Raw genomic sequence first — 17,816 nt, forward strand, 5'->3', positions numbered from 1 at the left:
GAGTACCCGCATCAGCGATCCCCGTACCAATGACCGTATCCGCGTTCCCGAGGTCCGCCTCGTGGGTCCTGGCGGAGAGCAGGTCGGCGTCGTGAAGATCGAGGTGGCCCTGCGGCTCGCGCAGGAAGCCGATCTCGACCTCGTCGAGGTCGCTCCGAACTCCAAGCCGCCGGTGGCCAAGATCATGGACTACGGCAAGTTCAAGTACGAGGCTGCGCAGAAGGCGAAAGAAGCCCGGCGCAACCAGGCGAACACGATCCTCAAAGAGGTCCGGTTCCGCCTCAAGATCGACAAGCACGACTACGAGACCAAGATGAAGCGCGCGATCGGCTTCCTCAAGACCGGCGACAAGGTCAAGGCCATGATCCTCTTCCGAGGCCGCGAGCAGTCGCGCCCCGAGATGGGCGTGCGCCTCCTGCGCCGCTTCGCCGAGGACGTGGCCGAGTTCGGCACGGTCGAGCAGAACCCCACCATCGACGGTCGCAACATGGTCATGGTGATCGCTCCTCTCAAGAACAAGTCCGAGGCCAAGGCCGAGGCGAATGCACAGCGTGCTGCGGCGAAGGCGCGACCTGAGGCGGATGCCTCGGACGAGCCCCAGACGCAGACGGCCGACGCCGCCGAGGCGTAGGCCAGACCCCCACGTCCGTCACGAGTTGGCGGCAGAACCAAGGAGACACACGAGATGCCGAAGCAGAAGACCCACTCCGGGTCCAAGAAGCGCTTCAAGATCACCGGCAGCGGCAAGATCAAGAAGCAGCAGGCCGGAATGCGCCACAACCTCGAGGTCAAGGCCTCCAAGCGCAAGGCCCGTCTGAACCAGGACAAGGTCGTGTCGGCCCCCGACGCCAAGGTCATCAAGAAGCTTCTCGGCCACTGAGCCGCGAGACCCGTTAGTAAGGAACAGTCATGGCAAGAGTGAAGAGGGCCGTCAACGCCCACAAGAAGCGCCGGGTCATCCTCGAGCGCGCCGAGGGCTACCGCGGCCAGCGTTCGCGTCTGTACCGCAAGGCCAAGGAGCAGGTCACCCACTCCCTCGTCTACTCGTACAACGACCGCCGCAAGAAGAAGGGCGACTTCCGTCGTCTCTGGATCCAGCGGATCAACGCGGCGTCGCGTGCGAACGGCCTCACGTACAACCGCCTCATCCAGGGCCTCGGCCTCGCCGGCATCGAGGTCGACCGTCGCATCCTCGCCGAACTCGCCGTGCACGAGCCGGCGACCTTCGCGGCCCTCGTCGAGTCCGCCAAGAAGGCGCTCCCGGCCGACACCTCGGCTCCGAAGACCGCCGCGTAAGCAGCGCTCCTCAGTCTCGAACGGCCCGGCACCCCTGCGTCATCAGCAGAGCGGTGCCGGGCCGTTCCGCGTGCCCGGCGGCGTACATGGCCGACCGTAGACTTGCCGCATGCTCGAGAACCCCCGCTCCCCACGTGTTCGCTCCGTCGCGAAGCTCGCGAAGAAGGCCTCGCGTTCCGAGAGCGGGCTGTTCCTGCTCGAGGGTCCTCAGGCCGTCTCCGAGGCGCTGCGCTTCCGTCCCGAACTCGTCCTCGAGCTCTTCGCGACCCCGACGGCCGTCGAACGCCACCCCGAGATCGTCGCGGCCGCCGACGGCGCCGACGTCGAGCTGGAGTACGTCACCGAGGAGGTGCTCGACGCGATGGCCGACACGGTCACCCCGCAGGGCTTCGTCGCGGTCTGCCGTCAGTTCCCGACGGCGGTGAAGGACGTGTTCGCGGCGTCGCCGAAGCTCATCGCGATCCTCGAGGAGGTGCGCGATCCCGGCAACGCGGGGACCATCGTCCGAGCCGCGGATGCCGCCGGCGCCGATGCCGTGGTCTTCACCGGTCGGGCGGTCGACCTGTACAACCCGAAGGTCGTGCGCAGCTCGACGGGCTCGATCTTCCACGTGCCGGTCGCCGTCGGCGCGGACCTCGACGACGTGCTGCGCCGGGCGCGGGCGGCGGGTCTCACCGTGCTCGCCGCCGACGTCAAGGGCGACGACCTGCTCGTCGCCCGAACCGAGGGCATCCTCGCGAGGCCGACGGCCTGGCTGTTCGGCAACGAGGCGCGGGGCCTGCTCGACGAACAGCTCGAACTGGCCGATCGCGTCGTCACCGTGCCCATCTACGGTCACGCCGAATCGATGAACCTCGCGACCGCGGCATCCGTGTGCCTGTACGAGAGCGCGTTCGCCCAACGCAGCAGTTGAGCCCTCCTCGCGGGTTACGAAACGGTAACCAAGGCGGTGCCCCCACGCGGTACCGGGTCGCGACGCCCTAGTTTGGGGGATATGGAGCCCACCCAGCCTGCGCCGCCGACGTCGAACATCTCGGTGCGTCGGGGGGAGCCGCTCGTCGTCGTCGAGCACGTCGACAAGCACTACGGCGAACTGCACGTCCTGAACGACATCAACACCGTCGTGAACCGCGGCGAGGTGGTCGTCGTCATCGGACCGAGCGGGTCGGGCAAGTCCACGCTCTGCCGTGCGATCAACCGCCTCGAGACCATCGACTCCGGCGCCATCTCGATCGACGGCCAGCGGCTGCCCGAAGAGGGGGCCGGGCTCGCCAAGCTCCGTGCCGACGTCGGCATGGTGTTCCAGTCGTTCAACCTCTTCGCCCACAAGACCGTCCTCGAGAACGTGACGCTCGCGCCGATCAAGGTCAAGCGGATGTCGCGCAAGGCCGCCGAAGCCGAGGCGATGACGCTCCTCGAGCGCGTCGGCGTCGCCAATCAGGCCAAGAAGCTCCCGGCCCAGCTCTCGGGCGGCCAGCAGCAGCGCGTGGCGATCGCGCGTTCGCTGGCGATGAACCCGAAGCTCATCCTCATGGACGAGCCGACGAGTGCCCTCGACCCCGAGATGATCAACGAGGTCCTCGACGTCATGGTCGGCCTCGCGAAGGACGGCATGACGATGATCGTCGTCACCCACGAGATGGGCTTCGCCCGCAAGGCGGCCGACCGGGTGCTGTTCATGGCCGACGGCCGCATCGTCGAGGAGGCGACGCCCGCCGAGTTCTTCGACAACCCGAAGTCCGACCGGGCCAAGGACTTCCTCTCCAAGATCCTCGACCACTAGACCCGCGCCGGCGCGTCCGGCGGGGAATCACCACACAGAAAGAGGCAACGGACATGACACGCATGAGAATCGCCCTCGTCGCGGCCGCAGCGGCCGCATCACTCGCCCTCGCCGGCTGCGCCGGCGATGGCGGCGGCGAGGCCGAGGAGTCGGCCGAACCGGCCGCCAGCTTCGAGGCCGGAACCACCATGGCCGAGCTCCAGGAGGCCGGCGAGATCACGATCGGCACGAAGTTCGACCAGCCCCTCTTCGGCCTGGTCGGCCCGTCCGGCGAGCCCGAGGGCTTCGATGTCGAGATCGGCAAGATCATCGCATCCGAACTCGGCATCGACGAGGGCAACATCACCTGGACCGAGACGGTCTCGGCCAACCGCGAGCCGTTCATCGAGGGCGGCCAGGTCGACCTCGTCGTCGCGACCTACACCATCAACGACGAGCGCAAGAAGGTCATCTCCTTCGCCGGCCCGTACTACATGGCGGGGCAGTCGATCCTGGTGCTGGCCGACAACGAGGACATCACCAGCGAGGACGACCTCGTCGGCCAGCCGGTCTGCTCGGTCACGGGCTCGACCCCGGCCGCGAACCTCAAGGAACTCGGTGCCGAGGTCCTCGAGACCGACACCTACTCGAACTGCCTCGAGCCGCTCCGCAGCGGCAAGGTGGTCGCCGTGTCGACCGACAACGTGATCCTCGCGGGTCTCGCCGCCCAGAACGAGGGCGAGTTCAAGGTCGTCGGCGAGCCGTTCACCGAGGAGCCCTACGGCATCGGCGTGCAGCTGGATGACACCGACTTCCGCATGTTCATCAACGACGTGCTGGAGAAGGCCTACGAGGACGGCCGCTACGAGGAGGCCTGGAACTCCACGGCCGGCACGGTGCTGCCGTTCGTCGAGCCGCCGGCCGTCGACCGCTACTGATCCCGACGGACCCGGGCTCCCGAGGGGGCCCGGGTCCGATCCTTCCCACCGAGAGGAACCGCGTGGACGTCGTCATCGCGAATCTCCCGCTCTACCTCGAGGGCTTCAGCGTCACGCTGCTGCTGCTCGCGGTCGGCGGACTGGGCGCGCTCGTGCTCGGCACGCTCATCGCCGCGATGCGCATCTCGCCGATCGCCACCTTGCGGGTGATCGCCACCGTCTACACCGAGATCATCCGGAATACGCCGCTGACGCTCGTCGTGATCTTCTGCGCGATCATCCTCCCGATCCTCGGTTCCGAACTGCCGTACCTCATCGCCGGCATGATCGCCCTCGCGGTCTACACCTCGCCGTTCATCGCCGAGGCACTCCGCTCGGGCATCAACGGCGTGCCGGTCGGCCAGGCGGAGGCCGCTCGCAGCCTGGGCCTCGGCTTCGGCCTGACGGTCTCGCTCATCGTGCTGCCGCAGGCGTTCCGCATGACCATCCCGCCGCTCATCAACGTCCTCATCGCCCTCACGAAGAACACCTCCGTCGTCGGCGGCGTGGGCTTCGTGAGCGAGCTGTTCGGCGTCGGCCGCACGCTCGCCAACGCGAACGGCGACGCCGTGATCGCCGTGCTGATCGGGGTCGCGTTCTTCTACCTCATCGTGACCGTGCCGCTCGGCCTGCTCGCGACGAAACTCGAGCGGAAGTGGGTGGTGCAGCGATGAGCGGCGCCAGTGTCCTGTTCGACGCGCCCGGCCCCAAGGCCCGTCGCCTCTCCCGCATCCTCTCGGCGGTCACGGCCGTCGTGGTGGTCGCGGGACTCGGCTGGGTCTTCGCGACCCTGAACGCGCCGCGCGAGTCGGGCGGCATCACGCTCCCCGGCATGTTCGACACCGTCCGGTGGACCATCGTCGCCGACCCCGAGATGTGGAGCTTCATCATCGGCGTCGGCGTGTGGGGCACGCTGCGCGCCGCCGCCGTCGCCGCGGTGCTCGCCATCGCGATCGGCATCGTCCTCTCGCTCCTGCGCAGCTCGACGATCGCGTGGGTGCGCATCCCGACTGCCGTCCTCATCGAGTTCTTCCGCGGCATGCCCGTGCTGCTGATGATGCTCTTCATCCTGCTCGTCGCCGGAACGGGCCAGTACTGGGCCGTGGTCTCGGCCCTCGCGATCTACAACGGGGCGCTCATCGGCGAGACGCTCCGGGCGGGCCTCGTCGCCCTCCCGAGAGGGCAGCGCGAGGCGGCGCTCAGCGTCGGCATGCGGCCGCTGCAGTCCAAGATGCTCGTGGAGTTCCCGCAGGCGTTCCGACAGATGCTGCCGATCATCGTCGCCCAGCTCGTCGTGCTGCTGAAGGACACGTCGCTCGCGTACATCGTCGGCTATCCCGAGCTGCTCCGCGTCACCCTGAACAACCTCGGCAGCTTCTACGGCAACCGCTACCTCTTCACGCTCTGGTGCATCGCCTTCGTGCTCTACCTCGTGATCGACCTCGCACTGTCGTGGTTCGCTCGCTGGCTGGCGCGTCGAACCGATCGTCGCTACCGCACGGGCAAGGGCGCCGCGGTCGAGGACCCGAACCAGGCGCTGCTCATGGCGCAGGCCGTCGCCTCGGCGCGAGAGTCGGAGAGCCGGGGCCCGGCCTGATCCGAGCGCGCGGGAGCCGATCCGCGGGCGCAGCCCGATGGGGCGCCGACCGCTAGACTCGTTCCTTGTGTCCGAGCCCCGTGAAATCACCGAGCAGTCCGTCGAGTCCGCGGTCGCCGCGGCCCTCGCCGCGATCGCCTCGGCCGGCGATTCAGCCGCGCTGAAGGCCGTCCGCGCCGAGCACACCGGCGAGAAGAGCGAACTCGCCCAGCTGAACGCCCAGTTGCGCAACGTCCCCAACGACCAGAAGGCCGCACTCGGCAAGCTCGTCGGCGGGGCCCGCGGGCGCGTGAACCAGGCCTTCACCGCGCGTGAGGCCGAGATCGTCGCGGCCGAGGCGGCCGCCCAGCTCGAGGCCGAGGCGCTCGACGTCACGGCGCTGCCCTCGCGCATCACGGTGGGCTCGCGGCATCCGCTGACCCTCCTCGAGGACCGGGTCTGCGACGTCTTCACCGGCATGGGCTGGGAGATCGCCGAAGGCCCCGAGGTCGAGAGCGAATGGTTCAACTTCGACGCGCTGAACTTCGACGCCGACCACCCGGCCCGGGCGATGCAGGACACGTTCTTCGTGGACCCGCCTGAGGCGCACCTCGTCATGCGCACGCACACGAGCCCCGTCCAGGTGCGCTCGATGCTCGACCGCGAGGTCCCGATCTACGTGCTCGCGCCGGGCCGCGTGTACCGCACCGACGAGTTCGACGCGACGCACCTGCCCGTCTTCATGCAGTTCGAGGGCCTCGCCGTCGACAAGGGCCTCACCATGGCGCACCTCAAGGGCACCCTCGACCACTTCGTGAAGTCGATCTTCGGCGACGAGGCGAAGGTGCGCCTGCGTCCGAGCTACTTCCCGTTCACCGAGCCCTCCGCGGAACTCGACTTCTGGCACCCGACGTTCAAGACGGGTCCCCGCTGGATCGAGTGGGGCGGCTGCGGCATGGTGCACCCGAACGTGCTGCGCTCGGCGGGCATCGACCCCGAGGTCTACACGGGCTTCGCCTTCGGCATGGGCATCGAGCGCGGGCTGATGCTCCGCAACGACGTGCAGGACATGCGCGAAATGGTCGAGGGAGACATCCGCTTCTCCCAGCAGTTCGGAATGGTGGTCTGAGACATGCGAGTGCCGCTGAGTTGGCTCGCCGAGTACGTCGAGCTGGTCCCCGGGACCACCCCCGAGCAGGTGCACGCCGCCCTCGTCGAGGTCGGCCTCGAGGAGGAGGACGTGCACACCTTCGACCTCGTCGGCCCGATCGTTGTCGGTGAGGTGCTCGAGTTCGTCGAGGAGCCGCAGACGAATGGCAAGACCATCCGCTGGTGCCAGGTCCGCGTCGCGCCCGACGGCGAGACCGCGGCCGATGGCGGCGAGGCCGTGCACGGCATCGTCTGCGGCGCCCGCAACTTCTTCGTCGGCGACAAGGTCGTCGTGACCCTGCCCGGCGCCGTGCTGCCCGGTCCGTTCCCGATCGCGGCGCGCAAGACCTACGGCCACGTCTCCGATGGCATGATCGCGTCGGCGCGCGAGCTCGGCCTCGGCGAGGACCACGACGGCATCCTCCGGTTGTCGACGCTCGGCATCGACGCCCCGGTCGGCACCGACGCCATCGCCCTGCTCGGCCTCGACGACACGGCCGTCGAGCTGAACGTGACGCCCGATCGCGGCTACGCGTTCTCGATCCGCGGCGTGGCGCGCGAGTACGCCCACGCGACCGGCGCCCGCTTCCGCGACCCGGTCGGCGAGATCGAGCCGACGGATGTCGCGGCCGACGCGTTCCCCGTCGTCATCGACGATCGCGCGCCGATCCGGGGAAACCTCGCGTCGCAGGCGTTCGCGACGCGCATCGTCCGCGGCGTGGATCCCACGCGCCCGACGCCGGCCTGGATGATCGCGCGGCTGAAGCTCGCCGGCATCCGCTCGGTCTCGCTGCTCGTGGACATCACCAACTACGTCATGCTCGAGCTCGGCCAGCCGATCCACGGCTACGACCTCGACGCGCTCCGCGGCGGCATCGTCGTGCGGCGCGCGGTCCAGGGGGAGCCGTTCACGACGCTCGACGGCAAGGCGCGAACGCTGCACGCCGAGGACGTCGTCGTCACGGACGACCGGGGGCCGATCGGCCTCGCGGGCGTCATGGGCGGCGCCGAGACCGAGATGGGCGAGTCCACGACCAACGTGCTCATCGAGGCCGCGCACTGGGACCCCGTGTCGATCGCGCGCACCGCACGCCGGCACAAGCTGCCGAGCGAGGCCGCCAAGCGCTACGAGCGGGGCGTCGACCCAACCATCGGCGCGGTCGCGGTCGCCCGCGTCGCGCAGCTCATGGTCGACCTCGCCGGCGGCACGGCCGACCAGGGTGGTTCGGTCATCCAGACCGCGCCCGAGCGCGCGGCGATCCTGCTTCCCGACGGGTACGTGACACGGGTCACCGGAATCGAGTCCACGGTCGAGGAGGTGCACGACGCCCTCGCCGAGATCGGCGGCGTCGTAACGCGGGTCGACGGCGGGTTCTCCGTGGTGCCGCCGACCTGGCGCCCCGACCTCACGGGTCGTGAAGAGCTCGTCGAAGAGGTGGCACGCCTCGGCGGCTACGAGCGGATCCCGTCGATCCTGCCCGTGGCGCCCCCCGGGCGAGGTCTCACGCGCTCGCAGCGCATCCGTCGACGGGTCGCCGAGGTGCTCGCGGCCGGCGGTGCGACCGAGGTGCTCTCGTTCCCGTTCGCGAACGCCGAGGAGAACGCGCGCTACGGCAGCGTCGACGGCGGCCCGGTCGCGTCGGTGAAGCTCGCGAACGCGCTCGACGCCTCCAATGCGCTCCTGCGGCGGTCGCTCCTGCCGGGACTCATCGGCGCGGCAAAGCGCAACCGCTCCCGCGGCCTCGTCGACCTGGCGCTCTTCGAGCTCGGGCTGGTGTTCCTGCCCGAAGATGGTCGCGTCTACGGCTCGAGCGAGCTCCCGGCCGGCGGTGCGCTGCCGAGCGACGACGAGATCGCCGCCCTCGACGCGGGCATCCCGCCGCAGCCTCGCCACGTCGCGGCCCTCTTCGTCGGTGACGCCGTCACCAAGCAGCCGGGTCAGGCCGCCGTGCCCGCGGGCATCGTCGACGCGCTCGACGCCGTCCGCCGCATCGGCCTCGCCACGGGCGCCGAGTTCGAGGTCGTGCATGGTTCGCATCACGCGATGCACCCCGGGCGGACGGCCGAGCTCCGGGTGGCCGGCCGCAGCGTCGGCTTCGCCGGCGAACTGCTGCCGTCGATCGCCGAGGAGGCCGACCTCCCCCGCGTCGTCGCCGTGCTCGAGATCGACCTCGACGCGGTCATCGAACTCGCCGAGCCGCAGCCCGAGGCGCAGGCGATCGGCACGTTCCCGGCCGCGACCCAGGACCTCTCGCTGCTGGTCGCCGCCGACGTGCCGGCCGGCGTCGTCGCGGCATCCGTCCGCGAGGGCGCGGGCGCGCTGCTCGAGGAACTGCACCTCGTCGACGACTACCGCGGCGCCGGCGTGCCCGAGGGGTCGAAGAGCCTCACGTTCGCGCTGCGCTTCCGCGCGCCCGATCGCACGCTCACCGCGGCCGAGGCCAGCGAGGCCAAGCTCGCCGGTGCCGCGCTTGCGGGGGAGCGCACGGGCGCCGCGATCCGCGAGTAGCCCGTCCGGTCGGTCGTTCGCCGGGTGGGGGCTGTCGGATGCCCCGACCCGGCGATACCCTGAACCATGGCCGAGCCGAAGACCGTTCCGACCGGGGCATCCGTCGCCGAGTTCCTCGAGGCGGTCGAGCCTCCGGGCCGACGCGACGACGGCTTCGTGCTCCGTGAGATCTTCGACCGGGTGACCGACACCGACGCCGTCATGTGGGGTCCCTCGATCATCGGCTACGGCGTGCAGCACTACCGCTACGAGACGGGCCGCGAGGGCGATTGGCCCATCGTCGGCTTCTCACCGCGCAAGGCGAACGTGGCGCTCTACGGTCTCCAGCTCCCCGGCGGGGAGGAGCTCGTCGAGCGCCTCGGCAAGGTCAAGCTGGGCGTGGGATGCATCTGGGTGGGCCGTCTGGGCAACGTCGACCTCGACGTGCTGGCGTCGCTCATCGACCGGTCCTGGATCCACGCGCGGGGGTGAGTGGCGGCATCCCTCGTCCTGTCGCGCCCGGCGGGATCAGGCGGATGCCGCGGCGCTGCGCTCGGCCGACTGGATGATCGTCTCGACCCCGAGGTGGAACAGGTCGCGATCCTCGATGCCGGCGAGCTTCAGGCCGAGCTCGGCGATGCGGGGGTGCGAGCGGGGGTCGGCGAGGATCGGGCCCTCGAACCACGGGCTCGGCTCGTCGTCACCCGCGCCACGGCCGCTGCGGGCGCGTGCGATGCCGGCTGCCGTCGAGATCACGTGCGAGGCCAGCAGGGCGTAGTGGCGCACGAGCTCGTCGTCGGCGAGGCCCGCGCGCGCGAAGGCGTCGAGCATGAGCTCGACCGCGTCGAGTTCGCCGGGTCCGTGCGTCGTGAGCACGACGGCCTCGACGGCGATCGCCGGATGGGCGGTGAACGAGGCGAGGGTCGCGGTCGAGAGCTGCCTGAGCCGTTCGCGCCACTCGGACGGATCGGCCGTGACGGCGGCGACGGCCCGGGCGTCGAGTTCGTCGAGCAGCGCCTGCATGAGCGCTTCCTTGTTGCGGAAGTGCCGGTAGATCGCGGTCGGGTCGGCGCCGAGTGTCGTGCCGAGCTCGCGGACCGAGATGGTGATCGCGTCGGTTCGGGCGGCGAGGTCGAGGCCGGCGGCGACGATCGTCTCGCGGTCCAAGCGGACCTTGCCGACCCCGCGCGTCTCGTCGCTGCGTCGTGATTCCGTCGCGGTCGTCATCGCCCCTGCCCTCGGTTCGCTTGGTTCGGCACTCATCCTGCCACGCGCACGGCTGCGGTGCGGCGTCGGGTGCGAGGCCAGTGTAACGAATCGGACAACGTCGCTGTCAACACTGTTGACGTCTGTGATGCCGGCCGATACTGTCGCCTCCACACCCAACGAAGAATCGAGGCGACGTGGCTGTCGACGTCCTGTTCACCAGCGGATCCGTCTTCACCGGATCCGGCTCGCCCCTGCACGGGAAGGCGGTCGCCGTTTCCGGGGGCCGGATCACGGCGATCCTGCCTGAGGCCGAGGCGTCGGCGCTGATCGGCGCCCGAACGCGCGTCGTCGATCTCGGCGGCGCCCTCCTCGCTCCCGGCTTCCAGGACGCGCACATCCACCCGGTCGGAGGTGGCGTCGAGCTGCTCCAGTGCGACCTCACCGAGGCCGAGGATGCCGCCGACGCGGTCGCCCGGGTCGCGGCGTACGCCGCGGCGAACCCCGACGAGCCGTGGATCCTCGGGGGCGGGTGGTCCATGGACCACTTCGCCGGAGGAGCCCCGCAGCGCGCCCTGCTCGACGACGTCGTGCCCGATCGGCCGGTGCTCCTCATGAGCCGTGACCACCACAGCTCGTGGGCCAACAGCTGCGCCATCCGACTCGCGGGCATCGACGCGTCGACGCCGGACCCCGCCGATGGCCGGATCGAGCGCGAGCCCGGCGGATCGCCCGCCGGCACCTTCCACGAGGGGGCGGGCGAGCTCTTCGCCGGTGTTCGGCCGGCGGGCAGCGAGGAGCTCTCGTATCGCGGCCTGCTCCGCGCCCAGGAACTGCTGCTGTCGATGGGCATCACCGGGTGGCAGGATGCGCTGGTCGCCGGATCGTCTGCCGGGATCTCCGACCCGACGGGCGCGTACCTGCGGGCCGTCGAGGAGGGGACGCTGCGAGTGCACGTCGTCGGTGCGCAGTGGTGGGAGCGGTCGGGCGGGCTGGAACAGGTCGATCGGATGGTTCGGCGGCGCGAGGAGATCGCACGACGCGGAATCGAGGATCAGCTGTCGTTCGGCACCGTCAAGATCATGGTCGACGGCGTCGCCGAGAACCAGACCGCGGCCATGCTGGCCCCGTACCGCGATGCCCACGGCCACGACACCGCCAACCGGGGCATCTCCTTCGTCGATCCGGGCCTGCTGCGGAGCGCCGTCGTGGCACTGGACGCCGAGGGGATGCAGGTCCACTTCCACGCGCTCGGCGACCGCGCCGTCCGGGAGGCGCTCGACGCGATCGAGGCGGCGCGTGCCGCGAACGGCGCGAGCGACGGCCGTCATCACCTCGCCCACCTCCAGGTCGTCGCGGAGGCCGACACCGCACGCTTCGCCGAGCTCGACGCGGTCGCCAACCTCCAAGCCCTCTGGGCCACGCACGAGGACCAGATCGACGTCCTCACCCTGCCCTTCCTCCAGCGCGATGCCGAGGCGCGGCAGTACCCGTTCGGCGACCTCCTGCGCCATGGCGCCCGGCTCGCGGCGGGAAGCGACTGGCCGGTGTCATCGCCCGACCCCCTCGCCGCGATCCACGTGGCCGTGACCAGGGTGGCGCCCGGCATCGACGCCGAACCGCTCGGCGGCGCGCACCAGCGACTCGACCTCGCCACGGCCCTGGCGGCCTACACCTCGGGCAGCGCCTACGTGAACCACCGCGAGCACGACACGGGCCACGTCCGCGAGGGATACCTCGCCAACCTCGTGGTGATCAGCCCCGATCCCTTCACGCTCGCCGACGCCGACCTGCACCTGGCCTCGGTCGCATCGACCTGGATCCAGGGTGATGCGGTCTACGAGCGTCCCGACGCCGAATCGACGGCCGACGCCGGCGCGTTCGGCGAGCCCATCGACATCCCGACCCCCACCCGCTGAGGAGCCCCCATGTCCGCTCTCCGATCCCGCAGCACCCGACGCCGCGGCATCCTGTTGGTCGTCACCGCCGTCGTCGGCGGCCTCGTGCTCAGCGCCTGCACCCCACAGGCCCAGCCGTCGCCGTCGGCTCCCGACTGGGAGCTCACCGCACAGACGGCCGACCCGTCCGGGGAGATCGATTCGTTCACCTGGGCGAACTACGGCGAGCCCTACTCCCTCGACTACGCGTACGCGTTCGACTACGCCGACAACATGGTGCTCTCCAACGTCTGCGAGTCGCTGCTCCGGTTGAATCCCGACTACACGCTCACCCCCGGCCTCGCCGAGTCCTTCGAGCAGACGAGCCCCACGACCTGGACCTACCGGATCCGGGACGGGGTGAGCTTCCACGACGGCTCGCCGCTCACGGCCGCCGACGTGGTCGCCTCCATGAGCCGGCACCTCGACCCCGAGGTCGGGTCGTCCTGGTTCTCGGTGTACCAGAACGTCACGGCGATCGAGCAGACCGGCGACCGCGAGGTGACGGTCACCACGGCCATCCCCGACTCGCAGTTCAACCAGGGCATGGGCGGATCGGCCGGCGTCGTCGAGTCTGCCGCGACGCTCGCCGAGAAGGGCGCCGACTACGGCAACTCGACCGGGCTCGTCAACTGCACCGGTCCGTTCGAGCTCGCCGAGTGGCAGTCGGGGGAGTCGATCACGCTCACGAGGTTCGACGACTACTGGGACGAGAGCCTGCGCGCGAAGTCCGGTGAGGTGCGGTTCGTCTTCATGAACGACGCGAACGCGCGCATCAACGCGCTGAAGTCCGGCGACGTCGACGGCAGTTGGATGCTGCCCACCGACGGCATCGCGCAACTGCAGGCCTCGGGCGTCGGGGACGTGTACTTCGGCCTCAGCACGGCCACCTCGAACCTGATCGTCTCCGACACCGACGGACCGCTCTCCGATCCGCGGGTGCGTCGGGCGCTCATGATGGCGCTCGACCGCGAGGGCATTCTCGAGGCGGCCGCGAAGGGGTACGGGGCCGTGTCGAACGCCCTGACGACCGAGTCCGTGTGGGGCGAGGCATCCGAGCAGACCCGAGTCGACGCCTTCAGCGGACTCGAGGAGTATCCACGAGACCTCGAGGCGGCCAAGCAGCTCGTCGAGGACGCCGGCGCCACCGGGGAGAAGATCGTGTTCGCGACCGCGCCGATCAGCAACGACTTCACGGTCGTGTCGCAGGCTACCGTCGCGGCGGCCCAGTCGATCGGTCTCGACGCCGAGATCAAGACCGTCACGCCGAACGCCTACACCGCACTGTTCTCCGACCCGAGCGCACGCGAGGGCGTCGACCTGTTCTACACCGTCTGGTACCTCTCGAGCCCCGACCCGCTGGAGATGTACGGCGTGCTCCGCACCGGAGAGTTCAGCAACTACGGCGAATGGAGCGACGCCGACTTCGACCGGATCGCCGACGAGGCCGTCGGCACCGCTGATGCCGATGCTCGGGCGAAGCTCACCGGCGAGCTCCAGCACATCGCCAACGAGCAGCTGCCCTGGCTGCCGCTGTACTCCAGCCCCATGCCGGTCTTCGTCGGCGAGCGGATCACCGGCGTCGAACCGTCGATCGCCTTCCTCTACTACCCGTGGGCGGCGACCATTGGCGCTCGATAGGGCCGTCGCCCCGGCCGTGGCGAACGTCGCAGCGGTCTCGCCCGGCCGGTCGGCCCGCGTCATCCGCAGGATCGCCGGCCGTCTCGGCGGACTGGCACTGACCCTGTTCCTCGCATCCCTCCTCGTGTTCTTCTCGCGCTTCCTGGTCCCGGGGGACCCGGTGAGCTTCCTGCTCCGGGGGCGGCAACCGAGCCCCGAGGCCGTCGCGCAGGTCACCGAGCAGTACGGGCTCGACCTGCCGGCGTGGCAGCAGTACCTCACCTGGCTCGCTGGCGCCGTCCAGGGGGACTTCGGCCGCTCGCTGCAGTACCGCCAGGACGTCTCCGCGGTCATCGCCGACCGGCTGCCCGTGACCCTGATGCTCGTCGTCATGGCCGGTGCGATCATCGCCGTCATCGGGATCTCGTCGGGCATCGTCGCAGCGCTCAACCGCGGGCGAGCGCTCGACCGCGCCACGCTGGTGGGATTGACCGTGCTGAGCGCGATCCCGTCGTTCGTGGGGTCCATCGTGCTCATCTCCGTCTTCGCGGTGCAGCTCGGGTGGTTCCCGACGTTCGGGTCGGGCGAGGGTCCTGCCGACATGGCCTACCACCTCGTGCTTCCCTCGATCGCGCTGGCGATCGTGTTCGTCGTGCTCGTCGGCAAGGTCACCCGGTCCTCGATGGTCGACCAGCTCCGCCGGGAGCACGTGGAGGTCGCGACCAGTCGCGGACTGCGACGCGCCACGGTCGTCCGTCGTCACGTCGTGCGCAACGCGCTCGGCCCCATCCTCACGGTCAGCGGAGTCCTGGTGGCCGGCCTGCTCGTCGCCAGCACCATCGTGGAGGCTGCGTTCGGGCTCGCGGGAATCGGCTCGCTCCTCGTCCAGTCCGTCGACCGACTCGACTTCCCGGTGGTGCAGGCCATCGTGATGCTCATCGTCACGGCCTTCGTCGTCGTCAACGCGATGGTCGACCTCGCGGAGCCGTGGATCGATCCGCGCTCCGCGGCGGGAGCGGGTGCGCGATGACGATCCCCACGACCCCTCCACCCGCCGCTGGCGCGCCACGCCCAGCCCCTGGTCGCGTGGGCCCGGCGACCCTCGCCGTCCAGGTGCTGCGCTCGCCCCGTGCGCGCCGCCCAGACGCGGTGCTCGTCGTCGCCGCGGGCGCCCTCGCCGTGATGACGCTCGCCGCGGTGTTCGCCCCGTTCGTCGCGCCGTATCCGCCGGACGCGATCGACCTGCTCGCCGTGAACGCGCCTCCGAGCGCGGCGCACTGGCTCGGCACGGACGGCTTGGGCCGCGACCTGCTGAGCCGGCTCGTCTACGGCGCGCGCACGGCGCTGCTCGGCCCGCTCCTCGTCGTGATCGGCTCGACCGTGATCGGCATGCTGCTCGGGCTCATCGCCGGTTGGCGCGGCGGCTGGATCGACGCGGTGCTCGGTCGCGTGTTCGACGTGCTCTTCGCGTTCCCGTCGTTGCTCCTCGCGATCATGGCCGTCGCCCTGTTCGGCAAGGGCCTGGTCGCCCCGGTCATCGCGATGAGCATCGCCTACGCGCCATTCGTGGCGCGCTTGACGCGGTCGCTCGTGAAGGCGGAGGTCTCGCGGCCGTACGTGTCGGCCTACCGGGTGCAGGGGTTCGGAGGCGCCTGGATCGCCTTCCGGCGTGTGCTCCCGAACGTCACGCCCATCGTCGGCGCGCAGTCCACCCTGAACTTCGGGTACGTGCTCGCCGAGCTCGCAGGCCTGTCCTTCCTCGGCCTCGGCGTACAGCCACCCACTCCGGACTGGGGCGCGATGATCAACGAGGCGCAGTCCGGCATCCTGGCGGGCGCCTTCCTGCCGGCGCTCGTCCCCGCCATCGCCGTCGTCATCGCGGTCGTGGCCGTCAACATCCTCGGGGACGAGCTCTCCGACCGCATCGGAGGGGGAATCCCCGCATGAGCCTGCTCGAGATCTCCAACCTGACCCTCGACCTCCCGGGCGGCGCGCGCCTGCTCCACGGCGTCTCCCTCGCCGTCGGGGCCGGTGAGACCGTCGGCCTCGTGGGCGAGTCAGGGTCCGGCAAGTCGCTGACGGCCCGCGCCGTGATCGGGCTCGCCCCCGACCGTGCCGCACTCGGCGGCCGCATCGAACTCGACGGACGCTCCGTGATCGGGGCGAGCGGTCGCGACATCCTCGCCCTCCGCCGGGACTCGGCCGCCATGATCTTCCAGGATCCGCGCTCGGGCATCAATCCCATGCGCACCATCGGGGATCACATGACGGAGACCCTGCGCCTCTGCGAGGGGCTGTCCGCAGCTGCGGCGACCGCACGCGCGGTCGAGCTCCTCTCCGCGGTCCGCCTCCCGAGACCCGAGGAGCACCTGCGGCAGTATCCGCACGAGTTCTCCGGCGGCATGCTGCAGCGCGTGATGATCGCCGGTGCGCTGTCCGGCTCGCCCCGGCTGCTGGTCTGCGACGAGCCGACCACCGCGCTGGATGTCACCACGCAGGCCGAGATCGTCCGGGTGCTCGCCGACCAGCGCGACGCCCGTGGCATGGGCATGCTCTTCATCACCCACGACCTCAACCTGGCGGCGTCGATCTGCGACCGGGTGGTCGTCATGCGCGCGGGTCGGATCGAGGAGGAGGGGCCTGCGCTGCGCGTGTTCACCAGGCCGTCCGCGGACTACACCGCCAGGCTCGTGGCCACCACGCCGACCCTCGGGCCGGGCTCGGGCTCGGGCTCGGGAGCGGACGAGCGGCCCGCGGACGTCCCGGCGTCGGATGCGCCCCGCTCCGGGGGACGCGCGAGCGCTCTCGCGCTCACGGCGAGCGGGCTCTCCAAGACGTACCACCGGCACGGGAAGCCACCGGTGCGGGCGGTCGTCGAGGCGTCGTTCGACCTGGAGGCCGGCGCCGCGCTCGCCGTGGTGGGGGAGTCCGGGTCGGGAAAGTCCACGCTCGCTCGCATGATCGTCGGCCTCGAGCCGACCGACGGCGGCGAGCTCGCGATCGCCGGTCGCGACCGGGCCACGATTCCTCGGGGTCGCCGCGAGCGACTCGCTCGGGCTCGAAGCGTGCAGATGGTCTTCCAGGACCCGTACCTCTCGCTCGACCCGCGCATCACGGCCGGTCGTGCCATCGAGGACGCGCTGCGCCTGCACTCCGATCTCGACCGCGCTTCTGCGACATCGCGCGCCGTTGACCTGCTCGAACAGGTCGGTCTCACGGCCGCCCATGCCGAGGCCCGTCCGCGCACGCTCTCCGGTGGCCAGCGCCAGCGCGTCGCCATCGCGCGAGCGCTCGCGATCGAGCCCGACGTGCTCGTGCTGGACGAGGCGACCAGTGCGCTGGACGTCTCCGTGCAGGCGCAGGTGCTCGACCTCATCGCCCGGCTGCGACGCGAACGCGGGCTCACGGTGCTCTTCATCAGCCACGACCTCGCCGTCGTCCGGCGGGTGTGCGAGGAGGTCCTCGTCATGCGCGCGGGCGAGATCGTCGAGCGCGGTGGCACGGTCCGGCTCCTGGAGGCCCCGTCGCATCCGTACACCCGCCTCCTCATCGACTCTGTGCCGAGGCCGCGGCAGGCGGATGCGCAGCCCGCCGGCGCGACGGTCGCGTGATCGCCGGCCATCGGGCGAGGCAATGGGCGGGGCAGGAACGGCACCGGTGAGTTTGCGACGCCACGCGCCGCGCCGGTAGGGTCGACGCATGTCCGCCACCCGGTTCACCTCGATCGCACGCGTCGCGCGTGTCTCGATCGTGCGCAACCGGCGTCGTGGCGAGCGCCGAATCTCGGCGACCCCTGCGGCAGGCT

The 17,816-nt window shown here is 70.5% G+C and carries 17 protein-coding genes; 16 read left to right on the forward strand and 1 reads right to left on the reverse strand.

All coding sequences use genetic code 11. From position 1 onward, the window contains the following. The first annotated feature begins 10 nt into the window (after positions 1-10). The 11 genes from infC to GQQ95_RS18330 all read left to right on the forward strand — a co-directional run bounded on the left by infC (position 11) and on the right by GQQ95_RS18330 (position 9,740). Positions 11-631 (forward strand): translation initiation factor IF-3, encoded by a 621-nt coding sequence (gene infC / locus GQQ95_RS18280; protein WP_157429044.1) that lies wholly within the window; start codon positions 11-13, stop codon positions 629-631. Positions 632-685: 54 nt separating this feature from the next. Next, complete coding sequence (gene rpmI / locus GQQ95_RS18285; protein ID WP_092968518.1) at positions 686-880, forward strand: 50S ribosomal protein L35; 195 nt, start codon at positions 686-688, stop codon at positions 878-880. A 29-nt stretch (positions 881-909) separates the two neighbouring features. After that, positions 910-1,296 (forward strand): 50S ribosomal protein L20, encoded by a 387-nt coding sequence (gene rplT, locus GQQ95_RS18290; RefSeq protein WP_157429045.1) that lies wholly within the window; start codon positions 910-912, stop codon positions 1,294-1,296. Between the two features lie 109 nt (positions 1,297-1,405). Further along, positions 1,406-2,209: a TrmH family RNA methyltransferase gene (locus GQQ95_RS18295; RefSeq protein WP_157429046.1), complete on the forward strand. Its 804-nt coding sequence runs from the start codon at positions 1,406-1,408 to the stop codon at positions 2,207-2,209. Between the two features lie 81 nt (positions 2,210-2,290). After that, positions 2,291-3,079: an amino acid ABC transporter ATP-binding protein gene (locus tag GQQ95_RS18300; RefSeq protein ID WP_157429047.1), complete on the forward strand. Its 789-nt coding sequence runs from the start codon at positions 2,291-2,293 to the stop codon at positions 3,077-3,079. A 53-nt stretch (positions 3,080-3,132) separates the two neighbouring features. Further along, positions 3,133-3,996: a glutamate ABC transporter substrate-binding protein gene (locus GQQ95_RS18305; protein ID WP_157429048.1), complete on the forward strand. Its 864-nt coding sequence runs from the start codon at positions 3,133-3,135 to the stop codon at positions 3,994-3,996. A 62-nt stretch (positions 3,997-4,058) separates the two neighbouring features. Beyond that, complete coding sequence (locus tag GQQ95_RS18310) at positions 4,059-4,709, forward strand: amino acid ABC transporter permease (protein ID WP_157429049.1); 651 nt, start codon at positions 4,059-4,061, stop codon at positions 4,707-4,709. Next, positions 4,706-5,632: an amino acid ABC transporter permease gene (locus GQQ95_RS18315; protein WP_157429050.1), complete on the forward strand. Its 927-nt coding sequence runs from the start codon at positions 4,706-4,708 to the stop codon at positions 5,630-5,632. The genes GQQ95_RS18310 and GQQ95_RS18315 overlap by 4 nt, the downstream gene beginning before the upstream one ends. Before the next feature lie 67 nt (positions 5,633-5,699). Next, on the forward strand, positions 5,700-6,740 hold the full coding sequence (gene pheS / locus GQQ95_RS18320) for a phenylalanine--tRNA ligase subunit alpha (protein ID WP_157429051.1): 1,041 nt from the start codon (positions 5,700-5,702) through the stop codon (positions 6,738-6,740). Positions 6,741-6,743: 3 nt separating this feature from the next. Then, entirely contained in the window at positions 6,744-9,269 is a 2,526-nt protein-coding gene (gene pheT / locus GQQ95_RS18325) for a phenylalanine--tRNA ligase subunit beta (RefSeq protein ID WP_157429052.1), read from the forward strand. A 66-nt stretch (positions 9,270-9,335) separates the two neighbouring features. Next, the gene (locus GQQ95_RS18330) at positions 9,336-9,740 is read left to right on the forward strand and encodes a DUF1801 domain-containing protein (protein ID WP_157429053.1); all 405 of its coding nucleotides are present in this window, start codon (positions 9,336-9,338) and stop codon (positions 9,738-9,740) included. A 36-nt stretch (positions 9,741-9,776) separates the two neighbouring features. On the opposite strand, the gene GQQ95_RS18335 is transcribed toward GQQ95_RS18330, so the two are convergent. Then, entirely contained in the window at positions 9,777-10,475 is a 699-nt protein-coding gene (locus GQQ95_RS18335; protein ID WP_157429054.1) for a TetR/AcrR family transcriptional regulator, read from the reverse strand. A 176-nt stretch (positions 10,476-10,651) separates the two neighbouring features. Here GQQ95_RS18335 and GQQ95_RS18340 point away from each other — a divergent pair, with 176 nt between their 5' ends. Genes GQQ95_RS18340 through GQQ95_RS18360 form a run of 5 tightly spaced genes read left to right on the forward strand, consistent with a single transcriptional unit; the run spans position 10,652 to position 17,622 of the window. Continuing rightward, positions 10,652-12,373 (forward strand): amidohydrolase, encoded by a 1,722-nt coding sequence (locus GQQ95_RS18340; RefSeq protein WP_157429055.1) that lies wholly within the window; start codon positions 10,652-10,654, stop codon positions 12,371-12,373. 9 nt (positions 12,374-12,382) lie between these two features. Further along, positions 12,383-14,032, forward strand: coding sequence for an ABC transporter substrate-binding protein (locus GQQ95_RS18345; RefSeq protein WP_157429056.1), 1,650 nt, complete (start codon positions 12,383-12,385; stop codon positions 14,030-14,032). 16 nt (positions 14,033-14,048) lie between these two features. Next, positions 14,049-15,041: an ABC transporter permease gene (locus GQQ95_RS18350; protein WP_212275587.1), complete on the forward strand. Its 993-nt coding sequence runs from the start codon at positions 14,049-14,051 to the stop codon at positions 15,039-15,041. A 56-nt stretch (positions 15,042-15,097) separates the two neighbouring features. Next, positions 15,098-15,958 (forward strand): ABC transporter permease, encoded by an 861-nt coding sequence (locus GQQ95_RS18355; RefSeq protein WP_246205797.1) that lies wholly within the window; start codon positions 15,098-15,100, stop codon positions 15,956-15,958. Then, a complete protein-coding gene (locus GQQ95_RS18360; RefSeq protein WP_157429059.1) occupies positions 15,955-17,622 on the forward strand; it encodes a dipeptide ABC transporter ATP-binding protein in 1,668 nt (555 codons plus the stop codon). Before GQQ95_RS18355 ends, GQQ95_RS18360 begins: the two co-directional genes overlap by 4 nt. Positions 17,623-17,816: the final 194 nt, after the last annotated feature.

Origin of the sequence: Agromyces salentinus (genome assembly GCF_009749395.1) — a bacterium.
Taxonomy (GTDB): domain Bacteria; phylum Actinomycetota; class Actinomycetes; order Actinomycetales; family Microbacteriaceae; genus Agromyces; species Agromyces salentinus.